This window comes from Chitinimonas sp. (genome assembly GCF_041904975.1).
In the GTDB taxonomy this organism is placed as follows: Bacteria; Pseudomonadota; Gammaproteobacteria; order Burkholderiales; family Chitinimonadaceae; genus Chitinimonas.
This window is the reverse complement of sequence record NZ_JAYRLZ010000076.1, coordinates 1-16,796: the sequence shown is the minus strand read 5'-3', so window position 1 is coordinate 16,796 and position 16,796 is coordinate 1. Positions and strand designations below refer to the sequence as shown.

Annotated in this window: 15 protein-coding genes; 11 read left to right on the top strand and 4 right to left on the bottom strand. The window is 63.4% G+C overall.

Going from position 1 to position 16,796, the window contains the following annotated elements; translation table 11 throughout:
- The 10 genes from ACE3OH_RS09370 to ACE3OH_RS09325 form a co-directional block, all read left to right on the top strand.
- The coding region (locus ACE3OH_RS09370) for a cytidylyltransferase domain-containing protein (protein ID WP_374351203.1) at nt 1–436 on the top strand (436 nt) is incomplete at its 5' end.
- Between the two features lie 36 nt (nt 437–472).
- Nucleotides 473–1,129, top strand: coding sequence for an adenylate kinase (gene adk, locus ACE3OH_RS09365; protein WP_374351201.1), 657 nt, complete (start codon nt 473–475; stop codon nt 1,127–1,129).
- A 145-nt stretch (nt 1,130–1,274) separates the two neighbouring features.
- Nucleotides 1,275–3,914, top strand: coding sequence for a hypothetical protein (locus ACE3OH_RS09360; RefSeq protein WP_374351199.1), 2,640 nt, complete (start codon nt 1,275–1,277; stop codon nt 3,912–3,914).
- Nucleotides 3,892–7,224, top strand: coding sequence for a tetratricopeptide repeat protein (locus tag ACE3OH_RS09355; RefSeq protein ID WP_374351197.1), 3,333 nt, complete (start codon nt 3,892–3,894; stop codon nt 7,222–7,224). Before ACE3OH_RS09360 ends, ACE3OH_RS09355 begins: the two co-directional genes overlap by 23 nt.
- A complete protein-coding gene (locus ACE3OH_RS09350; RefSeq protein WP_374351195.1) occupies nt 7,221–9,227 on the top strand; it encodes a CHASE2 domain-containing protein in 2,007 nt (668 codons plus the stop codon). The genes ACE3OH_RS09355 and ACE3OH_RS09350 overlap by 4 nt, the downstream gene beginning before the upstream one ends.
- Before the next feature lie 14 nt (nt 9,228–9,241).
- Nucleotides 9,242–9,646: a VOC family protein gene (locus ACE3OH_RS09345; RefSeq protein WP_374351193.1), complete on the top strand. Its 405-nt coding sequence runs from the start codon at nt 9,242–9,244 to the stop codon at nt 9,644–9,646.
- Between the two features lie 77 nt (nt 9,647–9,723).
- Nucleotides 9,724–10,344 carry a hemolysin III family protein gene (locus ACE3OH_RS09340; RefSeq protein WP_374351191.1) on the top strand — a complete coding sequence of 207 codons (621 nt, stop codon included), beginning with the start codon at nt 9,724–9,726 and terminating at the stop codon, nt 10,342–10,344.
- A 232-nt stretch (nt 10,345–10,576) separates the two neighbouring features.
- On the top strand, nt 10,577–11,212 hold the full coding sequence (locus ACE3OH_RS09335) for an SRPBCC domain-containing protein (protein WP_374351189.1): 636 nt from the start codon (nt 10,577–10,579) through the stop codon (nt 11,210–11,212).
- A gap of 55 nt (nt 11,213–11,267) precedes the next feature.
- Nucleotides 11,268–12,527 carry a 6-phosphofructokinase gene (locus tag ACE3OH_RS09330; protein ID WP_374351185.1) on the top strand — a complete coding sequence of 420 codons (1,260 nt, stop codon included), beginning with the start codon at nt 11,268–11,270 and terminating at the stop codon, nt 12,525–12,527.
- Between the two features lie 112 nt (nt 12,528–12,639).
- Nucleotides 12,640–13,095, top strand: a complete 456-nt coding sequence (locus tag ACE3OH_RS09325) for a hypothetical protein (RefSeq protein ID WP_374351183.1) — start codon at nt 12,640–12,642, stop codon at nt 13,093–13,095.
- Between the two features lie 499 nt (nt 13,096–13,594).
- Here ACE3OH_RS09325 and ACE3OH_RS09320 read toward each other — a convergent pair whose 3' ends face one another.
- Both ACE3OH_RS09320 and ACE3OH_RS09315 read right to left on the bottom strand, forming a co-directional pair.
- Complete coding sequence (locus ACE3OH_RS09320; protein ID WP_374351181.1) at nt 13,595–14,290, bottom strand: DUF4184 family protein; 696 nt, start codon at nt 14,288–14,290, stop codon at nt 13,595–13,597.
- A gap of 31 nt (nt 14,291–14,321) precedes the next feature.
- A complete protein-coding gene (locus tag ACE3OH_RS09315) occupies nt 14,322–15,014 on the bottom strand; it encodes an alpha/beta fold hydrolase (RefSeq protein ID WP_374351179.1) in 693 nt (230 codons plus the stop codon).
- Between ACE3OH_RS09315 and ACE3OH_RS09310 the strand changes: the two genes are divergently transcribed.
- Nucleotides 15,000–15,407, top strand: coding sequence for a hypothetical protein (locus tag ACE3OH_RS09310; protein ID WP_374351177.1), 408 nt, complete (start codon nt 15,000–15,002; stop codon nt 15,405–15,407). The two genes, ACE3OH_RS09315 and ACE3OH_RS09310, sit on opposite strands and share 15 nt — an antisense overlap.
- Before the next feature lie 36 nt (nt 15,408–15,443).
- Here ACE3OH_RS09310 and ACE3OH_RS09305 read toward each other — a convergent pair whose 3' ends face one another.
- Both ACE3OH_RS09305 and ispF read right to left on the bottom strand, forming a co-directional pair.
- Nucleotides 15,444–15,788, bottom strand: a complete 345-nt coding sequence (locus ACE3OH_RS09305) for a hypothetical protein (RefSeq protein ID WP_374351175.1) — start codon at nt 15,786–15,788, stop codon at nt 15,444–15,446.
- Between the two features lie 260 nt (nt 15,789–16,048).
- A complete protein-coding gene (ispF, locus tag ACE3OH_RS09300; RefSeq protein ID WP_374351173.1) occupies nt 16,049–16,543 on the bottom strand; it encodes a 2-C-methyl-D-erythritol 2,4-cyclodiphosphate synthase in 495 nt (164 codons plus the stop codon).
- Nucleotides 16,544–16,796: the final 253 nt, after the last annotated feature.

Genomic DNA, 16,796 nt, shown 5'->3' with positions numbered 1-16,796 from the left:
GGTCGCCGCCAAGCTGCACGATCACCCCGATTTCCCGATGACCAGCGCCTGCCACGCCATCCACAGCGCGGACGATCTGTTCAACCCGAATATCGTCAAACTGGTGCTTGACCAGGCCGGACGTGCGCTCTACTTTAGCCGCGCGCCGATTCCCTATGCCCGCGACGCTTTCGCGCTATCGCGCGACAGCCTGCCCGAACAGCTACCGGTGTTCCGGCATATCGGCATCTACGGCTACCGCGCGGGCTTTTTGCGCCAGTACCGCAAGCTCGCGCCCTGTGCGCTCGAGCAGTTTGAGGCACTGGAACAACTGCGCGTGCTGTGGCATGGCTATCCGATCGGCATCGCCATCACCGAGTTGCTCCCGGAAGCCGGCGTCGATACCCCTGAAGACCTGGCGCGCGTAAAAAGGCGCTGGGCTGCACTGAATACCTGATCCAAACTCCGAACCATCCAACCAGGACCTCCCCGCATGCGACTGATCCTCCTGGGCGCCCCCGGCGCCGGCAAAGGCACCCAAGCCAACTTCATCAAAGAGAAGTTCGGCATTCCGCAGATTTCCACCGGCGACATGCTGCGCGCCGCCGTCAAGGCCGGTACCCCGCTGGGTCTGGAAGCCAAGGCAATCATGGACGCCGGCGGCCTGGTACGCGACGACATCATCATCGGCCTGGTGAAAGAGCGCATCGCCCAGCCCGATGCCGCCAAGGGCTTTCTGTTCGACGGCTTCCCGCGCACCATCCCGCAAGCCGAAGCCATGCGCGAAGCCGGGGTCGATATCGACTATGTGGTGGAAATCGATGTACCGGACGCCCTGATCGTCGACCGCGTCACCGGCCGCCGCACCCATGAGCCATCGGGCCGCAGCTACCATATCCGCTACAACCCGCCCAAGGTGGAAGGCAAGGATGATGTGACCGGCGAAGACCTGGTCCAGCGCAGCGACGATACCGAAGAAAAGGTGAAAACCCGCCTGGCGGTCTACCACGAGCAGACCGAAGTGCTGGTCGGCTACTACGGCAAACTGGCCGCCAGCGGCGACGCCCGCGCACCGAAGTATCACAAGATCGACGGCACCGAGGCGGTAGAAACGGTGAAAGACAAGGTGCTGGCGGCGCTGGGCGCCTGATCGGCGGCGCATTGCTTTGCCGCCTTGGTGAGCAAAACGCCGCCAAACGGCACTAGTCACACTCGATCCGGCTGCAAGCTGCAAAGTTTGCGGCCGGTTTGCTTTATATAATCACGCCGTACTGCCGTCCCGAAGAAGGCTTCCCATGCGTGCCCTGCTCTGCTCCCTCTCCCTGCTGCTCCATACCGCTACCCTGGCCGCCACGCCGCAGGTGGCGGGTGGCTATCTGCACAGCCTGGCCTTGAGCAGCGATGGCAATGTGTATGCCTGGGGCGATGACAGCAGCGGCCAGCTTGGCAGCGGCCGCAAGATTTTCCGCAGCACGCCGGTTGCCGTCGAGTTTCCGCAAGGTGGCAGCGTCAAGGCGGTGGCAGCAGGCAGCTACCATTCGCTGGCCCTGATGAAAGACGGCAGCGTGCTGGGTTGGGGCAATAACTACAACGGCCAGCTCGGCGATGGTGGCACCAACAGCCATGGCGTACCGGTCAAGGTAGCCGGCTTGCCGCCCGCCAGCAGTGTCGCTGCAGGCGAGACGTTTTCGCTGGCGATTGATAACAGTGGCCGGGTATGGGGCTGGGGCCGCAATAGTGACGGCCAGCTTGGCGACGGCAGCGATAGCGAGCGGCTAAGCCCGGTGCAGGCGAAGGGGGTAAGCGGCGCAGTAGCGGTGCGCGCCGGCGTCGGCCACACCTTGGCATTGAACGGATCCGGCGAAGTATGGGCCTGGGGTGCCAACGATGCCGGCCAGCTCGGCATGACCGCCAGCGTGCCGGTGCTGCTGCCGGCCAAGGTCAATTTCCCGGCGGGCACGCCCAAGCTCAAGGCCATCGATGCGGGCGGTGGCCATAGCTTTGCGCTGGACGTAAATGGCCGTGTCTGGGCCTGGGGCAGCAATACCAATTACGCGCTGGGCGATGGCAGCAATGTCGATCGCGCCGTGCCCGCCATGATCGCCGGCTTGGAACAGGTGGTGGCGATTGCCGCCGGACCGTCGAGCGGCGCAGCCATCAGTAGTGACGGCAAGGCCTGGATCTGGGGATTCTGGTCGGTGCAAAAGCCGGTGCAAGTACCTCTTCCGGCTGCAGCCAAAGCCATCCAGCTCGGCGACAGCCATTACCAGATCCAGCTGGCTGATGGCAGCCTGGTCGGCGGCGGTGACAATTCGCTAGGGCAGTTGGCCAGCGGCGACGATATCAGCCCGAACGATCTGGTCGTGATCAAACCCAAGGGCCTGCCTGCGGGGTTGAGCAGCTATGCCACCGGCTACTACCACACGCTGGCGGCCGACTCTTCCGGCAAGCTATGGGCCTGGGGCTACGACGCGCTGGGCCAGTTGGGCGACGCCGTTGAAACCACCCGCAATATCCCGATCCAGGTGGCAGGCCTCACCAATGTAAGTCGGATCGCCGCTGGTGCCTTGCATTCGCTGGCCCTGAAAAACGATGGCACGGTATGGGCCTGGGGTGACAATACCGATGGCGCGGTGGGCAGCGGCAGCGAAGCCGGCTTTTATACCGGCGCCGTGGCGGTCAAAGGCCTTGCCAATATCCGCCGCATTGCCGCTGGCGGCGGCAGCAGTGCTGCCCTCGACAGCACCGGCCGGCTATGGACCTGGGGCAATAACGATAGCAATCAGCTCGGCATCGGCGACGATATCGAACGCGACACCAATGTGCCCGGCCTGGTCGGCGGCGTACCACCCCTGCTCGACATCGCGATTGGTGGCACCCATATGCTCGGCATCGACGCCGGCGGTGCCGTGTGGAGCTGGGGCGACAATGGCGACGGCCAGCTTGGCGATGGCGTGGATTTTTACTCGACCCTGCCGCGCACCACAGTGAGCTTTGGCAAGGCGGTAGCGGTGGCAGCCGGCAATCGCCACTCGCTGGCGCTCGACAGCAGCGGCAAGGTATGGGCCTGGGGCAATAATATGCACGGTCAGCTGGCGCAGGAGGAAGGCAACTTCGCCATCGAACCACTGCAGGTACAAGGCCTGCCAGGCAATATCATCGCCATTGCCGCGGGTGGCACCATGAGTTACGCCTTGGCGGCCGATGGTAGCCTGTGGGGCTGGGGCTCGGACTATGTCGGCGAACTCGGCGACGGTCTGGAAGAAGTGTTCTGGTTCCGCCCCACCCGGGTACTGGGTAGCAATTATGCGGCGATGGCCGGCGGTGCCGAGCACCTGCTGGCGGTGCGTAGCGACGGCATCGTCTGGTCAACTGGCTGGAACTACAGCGGTCAACTGGGTGAGGGCAGCTTTGGCAATCAGAGCAGCTATACCGGCGTGTTCAATCTGGCATCGACCGGTTTTCTAGACCTGGCGCCAGCCATCGCCAATCTGGCCATCCCGGCTGACAAGCAGCCCCCCTTCTTCGCCCAGACGCAGAAAATCGGCACCGACCTCAAGCTCACCGTCAATACCACCCTGAAGCTGCCGCAAGCGAGCAGTAGCAGCCGGCTGGCCCGGGCTGCTGGCGGGCTCAATGTCTACGTCGGTGCCGTGGTGCCGGGCAAGTATTTCGGCCTGCCGGCCGGCCAGACCGCCCTGTATCTGAAGACCCGCACCCAGGGCTGGACCCCCTATGTAGGCGGTGCCATCGGCGAATACCTGAACAATGTCAGCCAGAGCAATGACCAGGGCCTGCTGATCGACATCATTACCAGCACCGATCTGTCATCCCTGGTAGGTACCCAGTTCTACATCGGCTACGGCAGCGATGCCGACGATATGCTGCGCAACGGTCGCCTGAGGATGGTGTATGAAGTCCAGAAACCACGTTGATTCAAGCCGGAGCCGTCTGGCGGCGGCAGTCTTGCTGGCGCTGTCGCTACCGGCCTTGGCAGCCGAGGCCGGCCGCATCGTCAGTCTCACCGGCAGCGGCGAATACCGCGAGCTGGCCAATGCACCGTGGCGCGCTGCCAGTCTCAATCAGCCGATCGCCCCGCTGAGCTTTGTGCATACCGGCGATGGCGCCAGCATGAGCCTGCTGCTGGCCGACAAGGCGCAAATCAAGCTCGGTCAGAACACGGTATTCCAGGTGCGCGAGGCCAATGCCGCCGTCGCCGGTGGCAATACCGTGCTGGGCCTGCAAAAAGGCCGGGCCTGGGGCCAGATCAAGCAGCCGGCCGGCCAGTTGCAGATGGTCACCCCATCGGCCGCCGCCGGCATACACGGCACCGACTGGGTGATCGAAGTAGCCGAGAGCGGCGAAACCACGGTGACCGTGCTGTCCGGCGTGGTGTCGCTCGACAATGCCCAGGGCAGCGTCAGCATCGCCGCAGGCGAGGAAGGCCGGGCCACGGTCGGCTCAGCGCCAGTGAAACGCCGGCTGGTGAATGCCCGCGAGCGGGTGCAATGGGTGGCCGACTACCGTATTGACACCAGTCTGTACCCGGAGCTGGCCGGGCAGGCGCTGCTGTCTGCACCGCCCGACAACCACACTCTGGATGCGCTGGCCCAGCGCCGCCGCGATACGCCAAGTGCCTACGCCTGGCTGCTGGCAGCCGAGCTGCAGCTGATGCGCGGCGACGATGCCGGCGCGCAAAACCTGCTCGACGAAGGTCGGCAACGCTATGGCGAGGACTGGCGCTTTGCCCTGCTGACTGCCCGCCTGGCCCTGTTCCGCGATCAGCCGGCGCAGGCGCGCACACAGGCAGAACAGCTGATGGCTCGCCACGGCGACAATCTGCACGCCGCCCTGCTGCTGGGCGATGTAGCAAGGCAGGAAGGCGATGCCGCCACCGCCCGCAGCGCCTACCGACGTGCCATCGCCATTGCACCGGGTGAGCCACGCGGCTGGCTGGGCTTGGGCATTACCGATCTGGAGCGAGGCGCCGACCGTCGCGCCGCTAACGAGTTGGCGCAGGCGCGCCAGCTATCGGACCAACCGGCCTATGCCGCCGGCGAGTTCGGCACCCAGGCGATTCTGCGCGACCAACCGGCTGCCGCCCAAGCCGAATTTGCCAAGGCCTTGGCGGCCAATGGCGCCGACTATGTAGCGCTGACCGGCCAGGGCATTGCCTCGCTCAAGCAGGGCAATAACGAGGCGGCACTGCAGCAATTGCTTGCCACCAATGCCATCGAGCCGAAATACGCTCGGGCGGTCAGCTATCTGGCCATTGCCTACTACCGGCAAGGCAAGCTCAAGGCAGCGCGCGATACCTTGCAGCGCGCCAGCGAGCTGGACCCTAACGACCCGCTGCCCTATGTATTGCGCAGCATGATCGCCCGCGACGACTACCAGAGCGGCGAAGCACTGGATGCCGCCCGCGCCGCCGCCGAGCGCATGCCACGCCTCAAATCGCTGAACCAGCTGGCCAGCGACCGCCAGGGCGGCGCCCATATCGGCGGCCAGTTGGCCGATATGGGACTCAGTGCCTGGGCGGCGCACTATGCACACGAGTCCGCGCTGGCCGACTGGGGCAGCAGCCATCTGTTCCTGGCCGAGCAATATGCCGGTGACTTCAACCGCAGCGCCGAGATCATGCAGGGACTGCTGCTTGATCCAACCGTTTTTGGCAGCGACCCGAAACGACCGGGCCTGCTCACCCAACCGGGCCAATACGGCGAGCTGACCGGCACCGTGCTCGATGGCCGCGATCTGCGCTTGGGCCGGCTGGCAGCCAGCAGCAATGGCTATAGCAATGCCAGCCTGCCGCTGGCCTGGTATGTGGCGGGCGAGCGCGACCGCTTCTCGCCCAAAGACGACGGCCCGCTCAGCGCCCGCGCCAGCAATCTGCTCCTTGGCGTCGGCGCCAAGCCCCTGCCCGATCTGGCGCTGTTTGGCTTTGCCAGCCGCTTTGCCATCGACAGCGATCTCAAGGCTGCATCGCCAGCCCCTGCGCAAACCGATAGCCGCGACGACCAGCGCATCAATCTTGGCGGCAGCTACCGGCTCGACCCCGGCGAAACCATCTGGCTGAAAGCCGGCTGGGCCAAGCGCGATGACAGCGACCTGCGCTATAGCGCAGCACGGCAGCTGAATCAGGAACAGCACCGCCAGGATGATCTGCAATACCGGCAAAGCCTGCGACTGGAGCAGGCCGACCTGGCTTGGGGCGCCGAATGGGCACGCCTGCGCCATGACACGCAGACCCATGCCCAGGACAAGACCCGCTTTGACGAAACGGTGGCCGATCGCGATCACAGCCGTCAGCTGTGGCTGGGCGGCCAGTTCCGGCCAGGCAAGGACTGGCTGTTTGACGGGCTGCTGGCCTGGCAGCACTACCGCAAGCAAAAGGACGACAAGGCCACGGTTGCCGCTGGCAGCCTTCCCGCCTTCACGGTACGAGATCGGCATGATGAAACCGACACAGGCCGCCTCAATCCGCGCCTTGGTTTCGCCTGGCGCGCCAACTCGCAGTTGACCCTGCGGGCAGCATGGCAGCGCTGGCAGCGCCCGGCCGGCAATGACACGCTGGCACCAGTCGACGTGGCCGGTGTAGCACTGGCCGACCAGTATGTGCTGCCCGGTGGCGAGCTGCGCCAGTGGCGCGTCGAGCTCGGCTGGGAGATCAACCCGCGCCTGTTTGCCAGCCTGTACCACCAGCAACTCGATAGCCGCAATATCCTGTTCGAGCCCTTGGGTAATGTGGAAAACCGCCCCAGCGGCAGCAGCCAGATCGACAGCCTGCTGGCCGAGCGCCTGTTCCAGCCGAGCCGGCTCGACACCCTGCCCGACACACCGGCCTTCGCCGCCGGCCGCATCCGCCAGAGCGGACTGCAGCTCAATGCCCTGCTCGATGGCCATACCGCGCTGTACGGCGGCCTGTTGCACAGCCATAGCGAAAACCGCCGCGAGGCATTTACCGGCCTGCCGCTGCCCGCTATCCCCGAGCGGCAGGCTCTGGCCGGGCTGGCCTGGGCCAGCGGTAACTGGACGGCCAATATCGAATCGGTCTATCGCGCCGGCTACCCGACCCGCGAATCGGCCGGCGCGGGCGACACCGCGCCAGCTACCCATACCGCGCGCCTGCTGGCCGGCTGGCGCAGCAGTGATCGGCAGCTGAAGCTGCAGCTGATCGCCCAGCAGCAGCGCAGCGATGGCGGCAATGAGCGCCTGCTCGGGCTCAAGGCCAGCTGGCGATTTTGATCCGGCTGCCGCGCCCCCCTCGCTGGCTGCGCCGCGCTTTTGCCGGCGATAGCCGGCTATCGGCGCAGGTGATCGGCCTTTTCAGCCTGCTGCTGGTCTGGCTGTTCGCCCAGACGCCGCTATGGCGCACCCTCAGCGGTCGCGAATTCGATGTGCTGACCGTCGCCACCGCGCCGCGCAAGCAGGAATTACCCATCGTCATCGTCGGCATCGACGACACCAGCTTCCAGGTGATGAACCGCACCTGGCCCTTCCCGCGCAGCCTGCATGCCAAATTGATCGACTCGCTGGCCCAGGCCGGCGCCGCCGCCATCGTATTCGACGTGGTGTTCGACCATGCCAGCAATGAAGCCGACGACCACGCATTGGAAGCCGCCATTCGCCGCGCCGGCAATGTGGTGCTGGGCGCCCATCTGGTGCGCGAGGAAACCTACTACGGCGTGGCGGAAATCGAGCAAAAACCGCTGAAGCGCTTTATCGATGCAGGCGCGCGGGTCGGCAAGATCAAGGTGGAGCCCGATGCCGACCAGGTAGTACGCCACCAGCCGCGCAGCAGCGATGCACTATGGCGTGTCACCGCCCAGCTGCTGGCCGAGCGCCTTGGCGTGCCGGCCGATCTGACCGTGGCGCCGGATCGCCTGGTGCGCTATCTCGGCCCGGCCGGCAAGACCTTTCCGCTGATCTCCTACGAGCAGGCGCTCGACGCCAAGGCCAATCTGCCAGCGGGCGCCCTGCAGGACCAGGTGGTGCTGGTAGCACGCACCGCCCTCAATGCCTCGGCGCTGGGCGGCCAGCTCGACACCTTTCCCAGCCCGTTTACCGTGATCGATGGCAGCCTGATGCCGGGTATCGAGATCCATACCAATCTGCTGGAAAACGCGCTGACCCAGCATGCGCTGCGCCAGGCCGATTGGCGCCTGCCCTGGCTGCTGGCGCTGGCAGCCTGCCTGCTGTTCGGCAGCATCACTGCCCGTCGCTCGCTGCTATGGATGCCGATAGGCTGCGCGCTACTCGGCGCTGCCGCCATCGGCCTCGGCTGGTGGCTGTTCGGCCACCGGCTGATCTGGCTCAGCACCTTGCCGGCAGCGCTGGGTCTGGTATTGACACTGATGCTGCGCATTACCATGGTGCTGGCGCAGGAACGCCATCGCCGCCAGGAAATCCGTGGCATGTTTGCCCGCTATGTGTCGCCCAAGGTGGTGGCGCTACTGGAAGCCGAGCCCGATACCCTGACGCTGGGCGGCAGCCAGCGCGAGATCACCGTGCTGTTTACCGATCTGGCCGGCTTCACCACCCTGGTGGAACAGCTGCCGCCGCTGGAAGTGAGCAGCCTGCTCAATGACTATTTCGGCATCATGACCGGCATCGTGCTGCAGCATGAGGGCACGGTGGACAAATTCATCGGCGATGCGCTGATGGCCTTCTGGGGCGCGCCGCTGGACGACCCGCAGCAGGCGCAACGGGCATTGGACTGCGCGATGGCAATGCAGGCCGCCGAGGCGACATTCAATGCACAACGCCAAGCCGCCGGCCTCGCGCCGCTGCATACCCGTATCGGCATCCACCGTGGCATGGCGGTGGTGGGCAATATGGGCTCGCAGGCGCGTTTCAGCTATACCGCGCTGGGCGACACCGTCAACCTCGCCTCGCGCATCGAGGGCGCCAACAAGCACTATGGCACCAGCACCCTGGTGTCATTCAGCGTGGCCGACGCCACCGGCCACGACCAGCTACGCCATGTCGACCGGGTGCGGGTAAAGGGCAAGCATATCGCCGTAGACCTCTACACCCCCTGCGACGACCCGGCGCTGATCGCCGCCACCGATGCCGCCTGGTTTCCGTGGGAGGCCGGCCATTGGGCCGAATGCCGCCGGCACTGGGAAGAGATTGCGCGGCGCTGGCCGGCCGACCCGCTGGCGCCGCGCTTTCTCGCCCGGCTGGCGCAAATGGTGGCCGAGCCGCCGGCAGTGTGGCGCGGCGAATGGACGCTGGACGAGAAATAGCCGAGCATCCCCCCATGCTGAGCGCAATCAACCACCTCACGCTGGCCGTGGCAGACATCGACCTTGCTTTGCGCTTCTATGTCGGACTGCTCGGCGCCCGAGCACATGCGCGCTGGGACAGTGGCGCCTACCTGAGCATTGGCGATTTATGGCTGTGCCTATCGCTCGATGCAGCACGCGCTGCCGCCTGTTCAAGCGACTACACCCATTACGCCTTCAGTAGCGACGACTTTGCAAGCGCAGCGAAGCGCCTTCGCGATGCCGGCGTGATCGAATGGCGAGTCAATCAAAGCGAGGGCAACTCGCTGTATTTCCTCGACCCGGACGGGCATAAGCTGGAATTGCATGATGGCGACCTGGCCAGCCGCGTCGCCGCCTGCCGCCAGCATCCCTATGCCGGCATGGTGTTTTTCGATTGATGCCGGCGTGAACTTTCCGGCGTGGCGGCAACCCATTAACCAGTTTGCAGCCGCCCTCCCATTACCAAGGACAAGCCGTGTATATCGGTGAACGATTCAACAGCTACACCCATCTTGCCGGCAGCGTGCTGGCCATTGCCGGCCTGGTGGTCATGGTCACCCGCGCCAGCCTGTATGGCGATGCCTGGCAAATTGTCAGTGCCAGCATCTATGGCGCCATGCTGGTTCTGCTGTATGGCTTTTCCACCATCTACCACAGCGTCAAGCATGTGCGCGCCAAGGCGGTGCTGCAAAAATTCGACCACTGTGCCATCTACCTGCTGATCGCCGGCACCTACACCCCGTTCACCCTGGTGACCCTGCGCGGCCCCTGGGGCTGGACCCTGTTCGGCCTGAGCTGGGGACTGGCACTGTTCGGCATCATCCAGGAGCTGACGCTGGGCCGGCGTACCCGCATTCTGTCGATGATCCTGTATGTGGTGATGGGCTGGCTGATCCTTATCGCCATCAAGCCGCTGGCCCTCGCCCTGCCGGTGGCGGGCCTGGCCTGGCTGGCGGCAGGCGGCCTGATTTATAGCGTAGGCATCTATTTCTTCCTCAATGATGAACGGGTGCCGCATTACCACGGCATCTGGCATCTGTTCGTACTGGGTGGCAGTGCCTGCCAGTATCTGAGCGTGCAGCTCTACGTGGTGTAAGCGCCTGTTCACAACAAGCCCAAAACCTGTAGACACAGAGAGCGGGGAGAACACAGAGCGCACAGAGAAAGGCCAGATCAAACCGGGTTTTCTCTGTGTGCTCCATGCTCTCGGTGCCCTCTGTGTCCACAGGTTTTGCATTTTGCCTCCCCCTCAGGGTGAACAGGCTCTCAGGGCAAACGGCGGCGAATCCGACTACAATGCGCGCGTTCGCGTCCAACCGGAGTTCGCCATGCGCATCTTGCTTGCCTGCCTGTTCTGCTGCGGCGCCCTGGCCGTCCAGGCCGCCGAACCACCCGCCGAATTGCTGCGCATGCTGGCCGCGCCACCCGCCCCCCGTGCTGCCGAGACCGCCATCGAGCTAAGCCGCCTGATCAAGGCGCCACCGGCCGAAGTGTGGAAGGCGTGGACAACCTCGGAAGGCATCACCAGCTTTTTTGCCCCGGAAGCGCGGGTGGAAGCCAAGCCCGGCGGACCATTCGAAATCTATATCGACCCCTATGCCGCACCGGGCATGAAGGGCGCCGACGATATGCGCGTGCTGGCGGTCGAGCCGGAAAAGCTGCTGTCCTTCACCTGGAATGCGCCACCGCATCTGCCGCAAGCGCGCCAGCAGCGCACGGTGGTGATTCTGCGTTTTGCCCCCGAGGGCGAGGGCACCCGGCTCAGCTTCAGCCATCTTGGTTGGGGCAGCGAAGGTGAATGGCCGCAAGCACGCGCCTATTTCGAAAAAGCCTGGCCACGGGTGCTGGACAAGCTGCAGCAGCGCTTTGAAACCGGCAAGCCGGTGGACTGGACGCCATGGCGCCAGCAGTTGCAGCAAAGCCATGCCAACGAGGCCGCCAAGACCAAGGCCGAGAAACCCTGATTCCCGAGGCGAGCCACTGGCTCGTCCTACCCAAACCATCCCGGAGTTTGCCTGTATGACCATCAAGAATGCCTTTTACGCGCAATCGGGCGGCGTCACCGCCGTCATCAACGCCTCGGCCGCCGGCGTGATCGAGACCGCCCGCCAGCACCCTGACCAGATCGGCCGTGTATTTGCCGGCCGCAACGGCATCATTGGCGCCTTGACCGAGGACCTGATCGACACCTCGCTGGAATCCGCCGAGGATATTGCCCGCCTCAAGCACACCCCATCGGGTGCGTTCGGATCCTGCCGCTACAAGCTGAAAAGCCTCGACACCCACCGCGAGCAATACGAGCGGCTGATCGAAGTGTTCAAGGCCCACGATATCGCTTACTTCTTCTACAACGGTGGCGGCGACTCGGCCGACACCTGCTACAAGGTGGCGCAACTGTCCGAAACCATGGGCTACCCGATCCAGGCGATCCATGTGCCGAAGACGGTGGACAACGATCTGCCGATTACCGACTGCTGCGCCGGCTTTGGCTCGGTGGCCAAATACGTCGCCACCTCGATCCGCGAAGCCGGCTTCGACGTGGCCTCGATGGCCAAGACCTCGACCAAGGTGTTCATCCTCGAAGTGATGGGTCGCCACGCCGGCTGGATTACTGCCGCCTGCGGTCTGGCTGCCGAAGCCGAGGGAGAAGGCCCGCACATCCTCTTGTTCCCGGAAATCGAATTCGATGAGGAAGCCTTCCTCGCCAAGGTGAAAGCCACGGTCGAAAAGTACGACCACTGCGTGATCGGTGTGTCGGAAGGCATCAAGAACAAAGAGGGCAAATTCCTCAGCGAAACCGGCCTGAAAGACGCCTTCGGCCATGCCCAGCTTGGCGGCGTGGCGCCGACCATCGCCCAACTGGTCAAAGACAAGCTCGGCTACAAATACCACTGGGCGGTGGCCGACTATCTGCAACGCGCCGCCCGCCATATCGCCAGCGCCACCGATGTCGAACAAGCCTACGCGCTGGGCCGCGCCGCCGTGCAAGCAGCATTGGCCGGCAAGAACTCGGTGATGCCGGCGATCCGTCGCTTGAGCGACGCCCCCTACCAGTGGGACATCATCGATGCGCCGCTGAGCGAAGTCGCCAATGTGGAAAAATTCATGCCGCGCGACTTTATCAGCGCCGACGGCTTCCACATCACCGAAGCCTGCCGCCGCTACCTGTCACCGCTGATCGCCGGCGAAGACTTCCCGCCGTTCAAGAACGGCCTGCCCGACTATGTGCGGCTGAAGAATCTGGCGGTGGCAAAGAAGTTGGCGGAGTTCAAGGTTTAAGCAGGAGCAGAGAAAAGCCAATCCGCAGTAACACAGAGCCCCTGGCAACTCCCAGGGGCTTTGCATCAATGCGCTAGTTTACAAGCACATCAAAGCACCTTGGATTTTTAGGATGAAAAACAATTTAACGAAAAAATTAGTGGAAAATAACTTACCCATAATAATAATCGAATCACTAGCCATACTACCTGCAAGCTTATTCAGCCTAATGTGGTGCGCACTGTATGGGCACGAATCCATCAAACGAGCATTCACCATAGGGGCAGAGCAAAAGGATTACACGATGTTAGGCATTGCTATCGCAGCAGCGACAGGAACAATAAGCCTTTGGACATCCGTGATAGTAGACCAGGAGTATTTTTTCAAAAATAAAAAAGTCGCATCCATTGCCTTATCCAGCTTAATAATTGCAACCGCACTAAGCATATTCGTAATAAAACTCGGTCTTGGAGAAACCCTCAGCATAAACCCTATTACAATATGCTTCATAATTGCAACGGTAGTTTGCCTACACCAGACAATTCGCCTTTTCGTAATCCTTCTGAATAAAAACAAGTTTGACTGGTAGTCACCTGTCTGCCCCTACTCCCTGCCATTGAGCCTCGGTCAGTCGGCAATGCGGTTCAGACCACTAAGTAGGATTCGCTTCCCGCAACGCTCCTGGGAAGGTCGCAGTCGGGCCATGTTCAGGACGAGATTTGTCCGGAAAAAGCTACGGTACCCGTCGGCCTCGCCGAGAACCGTAGCCGCTTGCAGGGCTGTCCGGGACAGCCTGTTTGAGCCCGCGCAGCGGGCGAGTTCTGGCCCGGACGCAAGCTGTGAGGAGCACAGGGAACCCCGCGTAGCGGGGCGAGACCGTCAGGTCGCCTTCTTTTCCTACTTTTTTGGTGAAGCAAGAACAAGTAGGGCGCGTGCGGGGCGCCCCCGCACCAAATTATTCGCGCCACAGGAGCAAAAGAATAAAAGCCCCCGAATTCAGCGAAGTGCGCTTCGCTTCAATTGCACCTTACAAGACCATCAAGCAGCTCGACCCGAAATGCAAAGCGAGCTTGCTGTATCGAACCCAATCAGCCTTGGCCCCACCGGCCTCGCCAGCGACACCAAGCCGCAAGCACGCTGGCCAACACCACAAATGCCGCCATGGTGCCGCAGGCCAGGTAAGCCAGCTGCAATTCCAGCCGGCTTACCCGCATGGCGTTGGCGATGCCGGGCAGCAAGGCCGCGCCCCATAGGGCAAACAGTAGCCAGCACAGGCGCATCCAGCTGGCGATGCCGAGAATAGGCCTGATAACCCGCAGGCCGAACAGCGCAATCGCGCACAGTCCGATGGCGGTGCTGGCGTGTTGCAGCCAGTGAAATAGCGGCACGCCATGAATCAGCACCAGCATGCCCGGCAGCGCCTGCACCAGCGGGCTGGTGCGATGGGTAAAGCCATCCCACAGCAGATGGCTGCCTATGCCCAGTAAGAGCGCCAGCACGATGGCCGCCAAGCTTGGCCGCGCCGCCTGGGTCGGCCAGTCCAGCCATTGCCGCAGCGCCGGTAACCACAGGGCATGCAGCAAGGCAAACATGATGGCGGCCAGCGGCAGGCTGACCAGCAACACGCCCAGCGGCGTATGACCGATGCCGCTGGCCGGGCGCAGATACAGCAGGTATTCGAAATCGGGCGCCATGCTGCCGACCACCAGCGCCGGAAACGGCAGGTGGCGGCGCCAGCGCCACAGCGGCAATACCGCGGCCGGGTGAGCCAGGGTCAGGGGCATGTCGGCGGCTCCGTCTGATCGGGTATGGTGCTCATGCCAGCACCTCGGCGATCAGCTGCGCGAGGCCGGCCGGGTTGTCGCAGGCCATGGCGTGGCCGGCATCGCCAAGCACGCGCACCGGCAAGCCCGCCAGCGCCAGCGATTCGCTATCAGCGTCGGGCAAAGACTGCGCGCCAACGATCAAGGTGCGTGGCACGGTCAATGCCAGCAGCTGGCTACGCCAAGATGGCGTGCCGCCGGCCATCAAGGCACAGGACTGGCGGTGCAGGGCCGCAGGCAGGCATTGCGCCAGCGAACCGGCCCAGGCGTGCGCACCTTGCAGCCGGGCAGCACGCAGCATTGCATCATGTCCGTGCGCCAGGTACTCAGCCTCGCTGTGCCCGGCAATCTGCCGGCTGACAAAGCCGCCACCGGCATCCAGATTCGGCTCGGCCAGCAGCACATGGCGCACACGCGGCCCGAGCCGGCCAGCCAGCTCGATCGCCACCGCGCCACCCATGCTATGACCGAACAGATCGACTTCGCCGATGCCCAGGCCATCGAGCCATTGCAGCAACACCTCGGCATGCGCGGCCATGGTGTAGGCAAAATCGCCCGGCCGGTCGCTGAAGCCCGAGCCCAGCAGATCAACCAGCAGCCGGCGTCGGCCGGCCAGGGCCGGGTCGGCCGCCACTGCCGGAAAGTCGGACGATCCGGCGCAGCCGAGGCCATGGATAAACAGCAAGGGCCGGCCTGCGCCGGGCAGATCGTGGTAGCGAAGCTGGCCGAGCGGGCCGAGCGAATAGGCATTCATGTAACAGACATCCAGAGGTTCTGGCCGGCGCTAAAACACCACGCCGTGATTGCGTTCGGCACAGCGATGGCAAACATCGCCGAATTCACCGCCGGTGATCCAGCCGCAGGGATTGCGTTCACCGCAGTCGGTACATCGCACAAACCAGCGCGGCTGATTCAGCACCGACTGCATGTGCTGCCCGATTTGCTTGGCCGACGGCATCAAGCAAAAGCGCGCTGCAACGATCCAGCTGCTGACCGGAATCTGGCCGCGCCAGCTAATCGAGCAGACCAGAATGACGCAGCCATATTGCAGGCGACGAACCCGCAAAAACGACCGTGACAAGGCCTGATCATCCATACGCACGGTGTTGCAGCCTCAGGTGGCGGCGGGTTTGCGCGCGGCGCGGAATGCAAATAGCGCGGCGCAAACAATCAACAGCATGGCCGGCGTTTTCAACGGATCGAGCATGCCGGATGTCGGCATCGCCAAGCCCGCGGTCAACGCAGCAATGGCCCCCAGCAGCAATAAGGGCCTGACCGGATTTTTGCTGAAAGCAATCATCAACAGCGGCAGCAAGGCCGACAGCAACAGCGCAAACAACAGCGGCGGCACCGTTCGTGAAAAATCATGGAGAAGAATATTGTGTGGCAGCACCAAAGCCTGTAATGCACAGCCGGCAAGGATGACCAGCAAAAACAAGGCCATCGCCGCCAGCAGCAAGCATAGATTGCGGGCCTTTCCTGCCCCCTGATCGAGAATCAACGCTGCAGCGCCGAGCGCCAGAAAGGCCAGTTGAAACGGCAAAAAGGCCAATATCGGCAAGGCGCCGACCGATACCAACTGCGGCAACACCGCAATGGTTCTTGCGCAAGACAGCATCGCCACGATGAATACGATGAAGTTGAAATGCGCTTCGAAAAAATTGCGCGAAGGCCCATTTGGCGGCAGCGCCGCATCAACCGGTTTTTGTTCGCTATTGCTCATGCGCCACCTTGTTTCTGCTTCACCAATAAACACACCGCCTGCGCCTCGATGCTATCGCCCGCCCCGACCGGCCCGAGCTTTTCATAGGTCTTGGCCTTGATATTGACGCAAGCGGCTTCGATACCGAGGTCGGCAGCGATATTGGCCACCATGGCCGCGATATGCGGCGCCATTTTCGGTGCCTGTACCAGGATGGAGGCATCGACATTGCCTACCCGCCAGCCCGCCTCGCCCACCCGGCGGCAGGCTTCGCGCAACAGCAGGCGGCTGTCGGCGCCCTTGAAGGCGGGATCGGTGTCGGGGAAGTGGCGGCCGATGTCGCCCAAGCCAGCGCCGCCCAGAATGGCATCGGTGATCGCGTGCAATAAGGCATCGGCATCGGAATGACCGAGCAGGCCCTTGTCGAACGGGATGGTGACGCCGCCCAGTATCAGCGGGCGCCCGGCTACCAGGCGGTGGACATCCCAACCCTGGCCAATACGAAAATCCATTGTCGTCTCCTTGCTGGTTATTCGCTTTACGCCAGCACCAGCGTGTTACCGCCAGTGCAGGCCTAGGCTCTGTTGACGTTTTGCCGGCGGATCGCGTTTCGTCGGAAAGCCGCCAGGCGCAAGGCGTTGTGCACGCAAGGTAGTGATCTACCTCAGTGCGCAACAACACAGCACCTGGTGGTTTTCCGACGAAACCCACAGGGCCGGGCCGAGTTTTGCGGTAATTCCGCGTTGTCATTCGCTTACATAACCC

Coding starts and splice junctions, on each gene's coding strand:
- adk (WP_374351201.1), top strand. CDS start 473: ATGCGACTGATCCTCCTGGGCGCCCCCGGCGCCGGCAAAGGCACCCAA.
- ACE3OH_RS09360 (WP_374351199.1), top strand. CDS start 1,275: ATGCGTGCCCTGCTCTGCTCCCTCTCCCTGCTGCTCCATACCGCTACC.
- ACE3OH_RS09355 (WP_374351197.1), top strand. CDS start 3,892: ATGAAGTCCAGAAACCACGTTGATTCAAGCCGGAGCCGTCTGGCGGCG.
- ACE3OH_RS09345 (WP_374351193.1), top strand. CDS start 9,242: ATGCTGAGCGCAATCAACCACCTCACGCTGGCCGTGGCAGACATCGAC.
- ACE3OH_RS09335 (WP_374351189.1), top strand. CDS start 10,577: ATGCGCATCTTGCTTGCCTGCCTGTTCTGCTGCGGCGCCCTGGCCGTC.
- ACE3OH_RS09330 (WP_374351185.1), top strand. CDS start 11,268: ATGACCATCAAGAATGCCTTTTACGCGCAATCGGGCGGCGTCACCGCC.
- ACE3OH_RS09325 (WP_374351183.1), top strand. CDS start 12,640: ATGAAAAACAATTTAACGAAAAAATTAGTGGAAAATAACTTACCCATA.
- ACE3OH_RS09320 (WP_374351181.1), bottom strand. CDS start 14,290: ATGCCCCTGACCCTGGCTCACCCGGCCGCGGTATTGCCGCTGTGGCGC.
- ACE3OH_RS09310 (WP_374351177.1), top strand. CDS start 15,000: ATGGATAAACAGCAAGGGCCGGCCTGCGCCGGGCAGATCGTGGTAGCG.
- ispF (WP_374351173.1), bottom strand. CDS start 16,543: ATGGATTTTCGTATTGGCCAGGGTTGGGATGTCCACCGCCTGGTAGCC.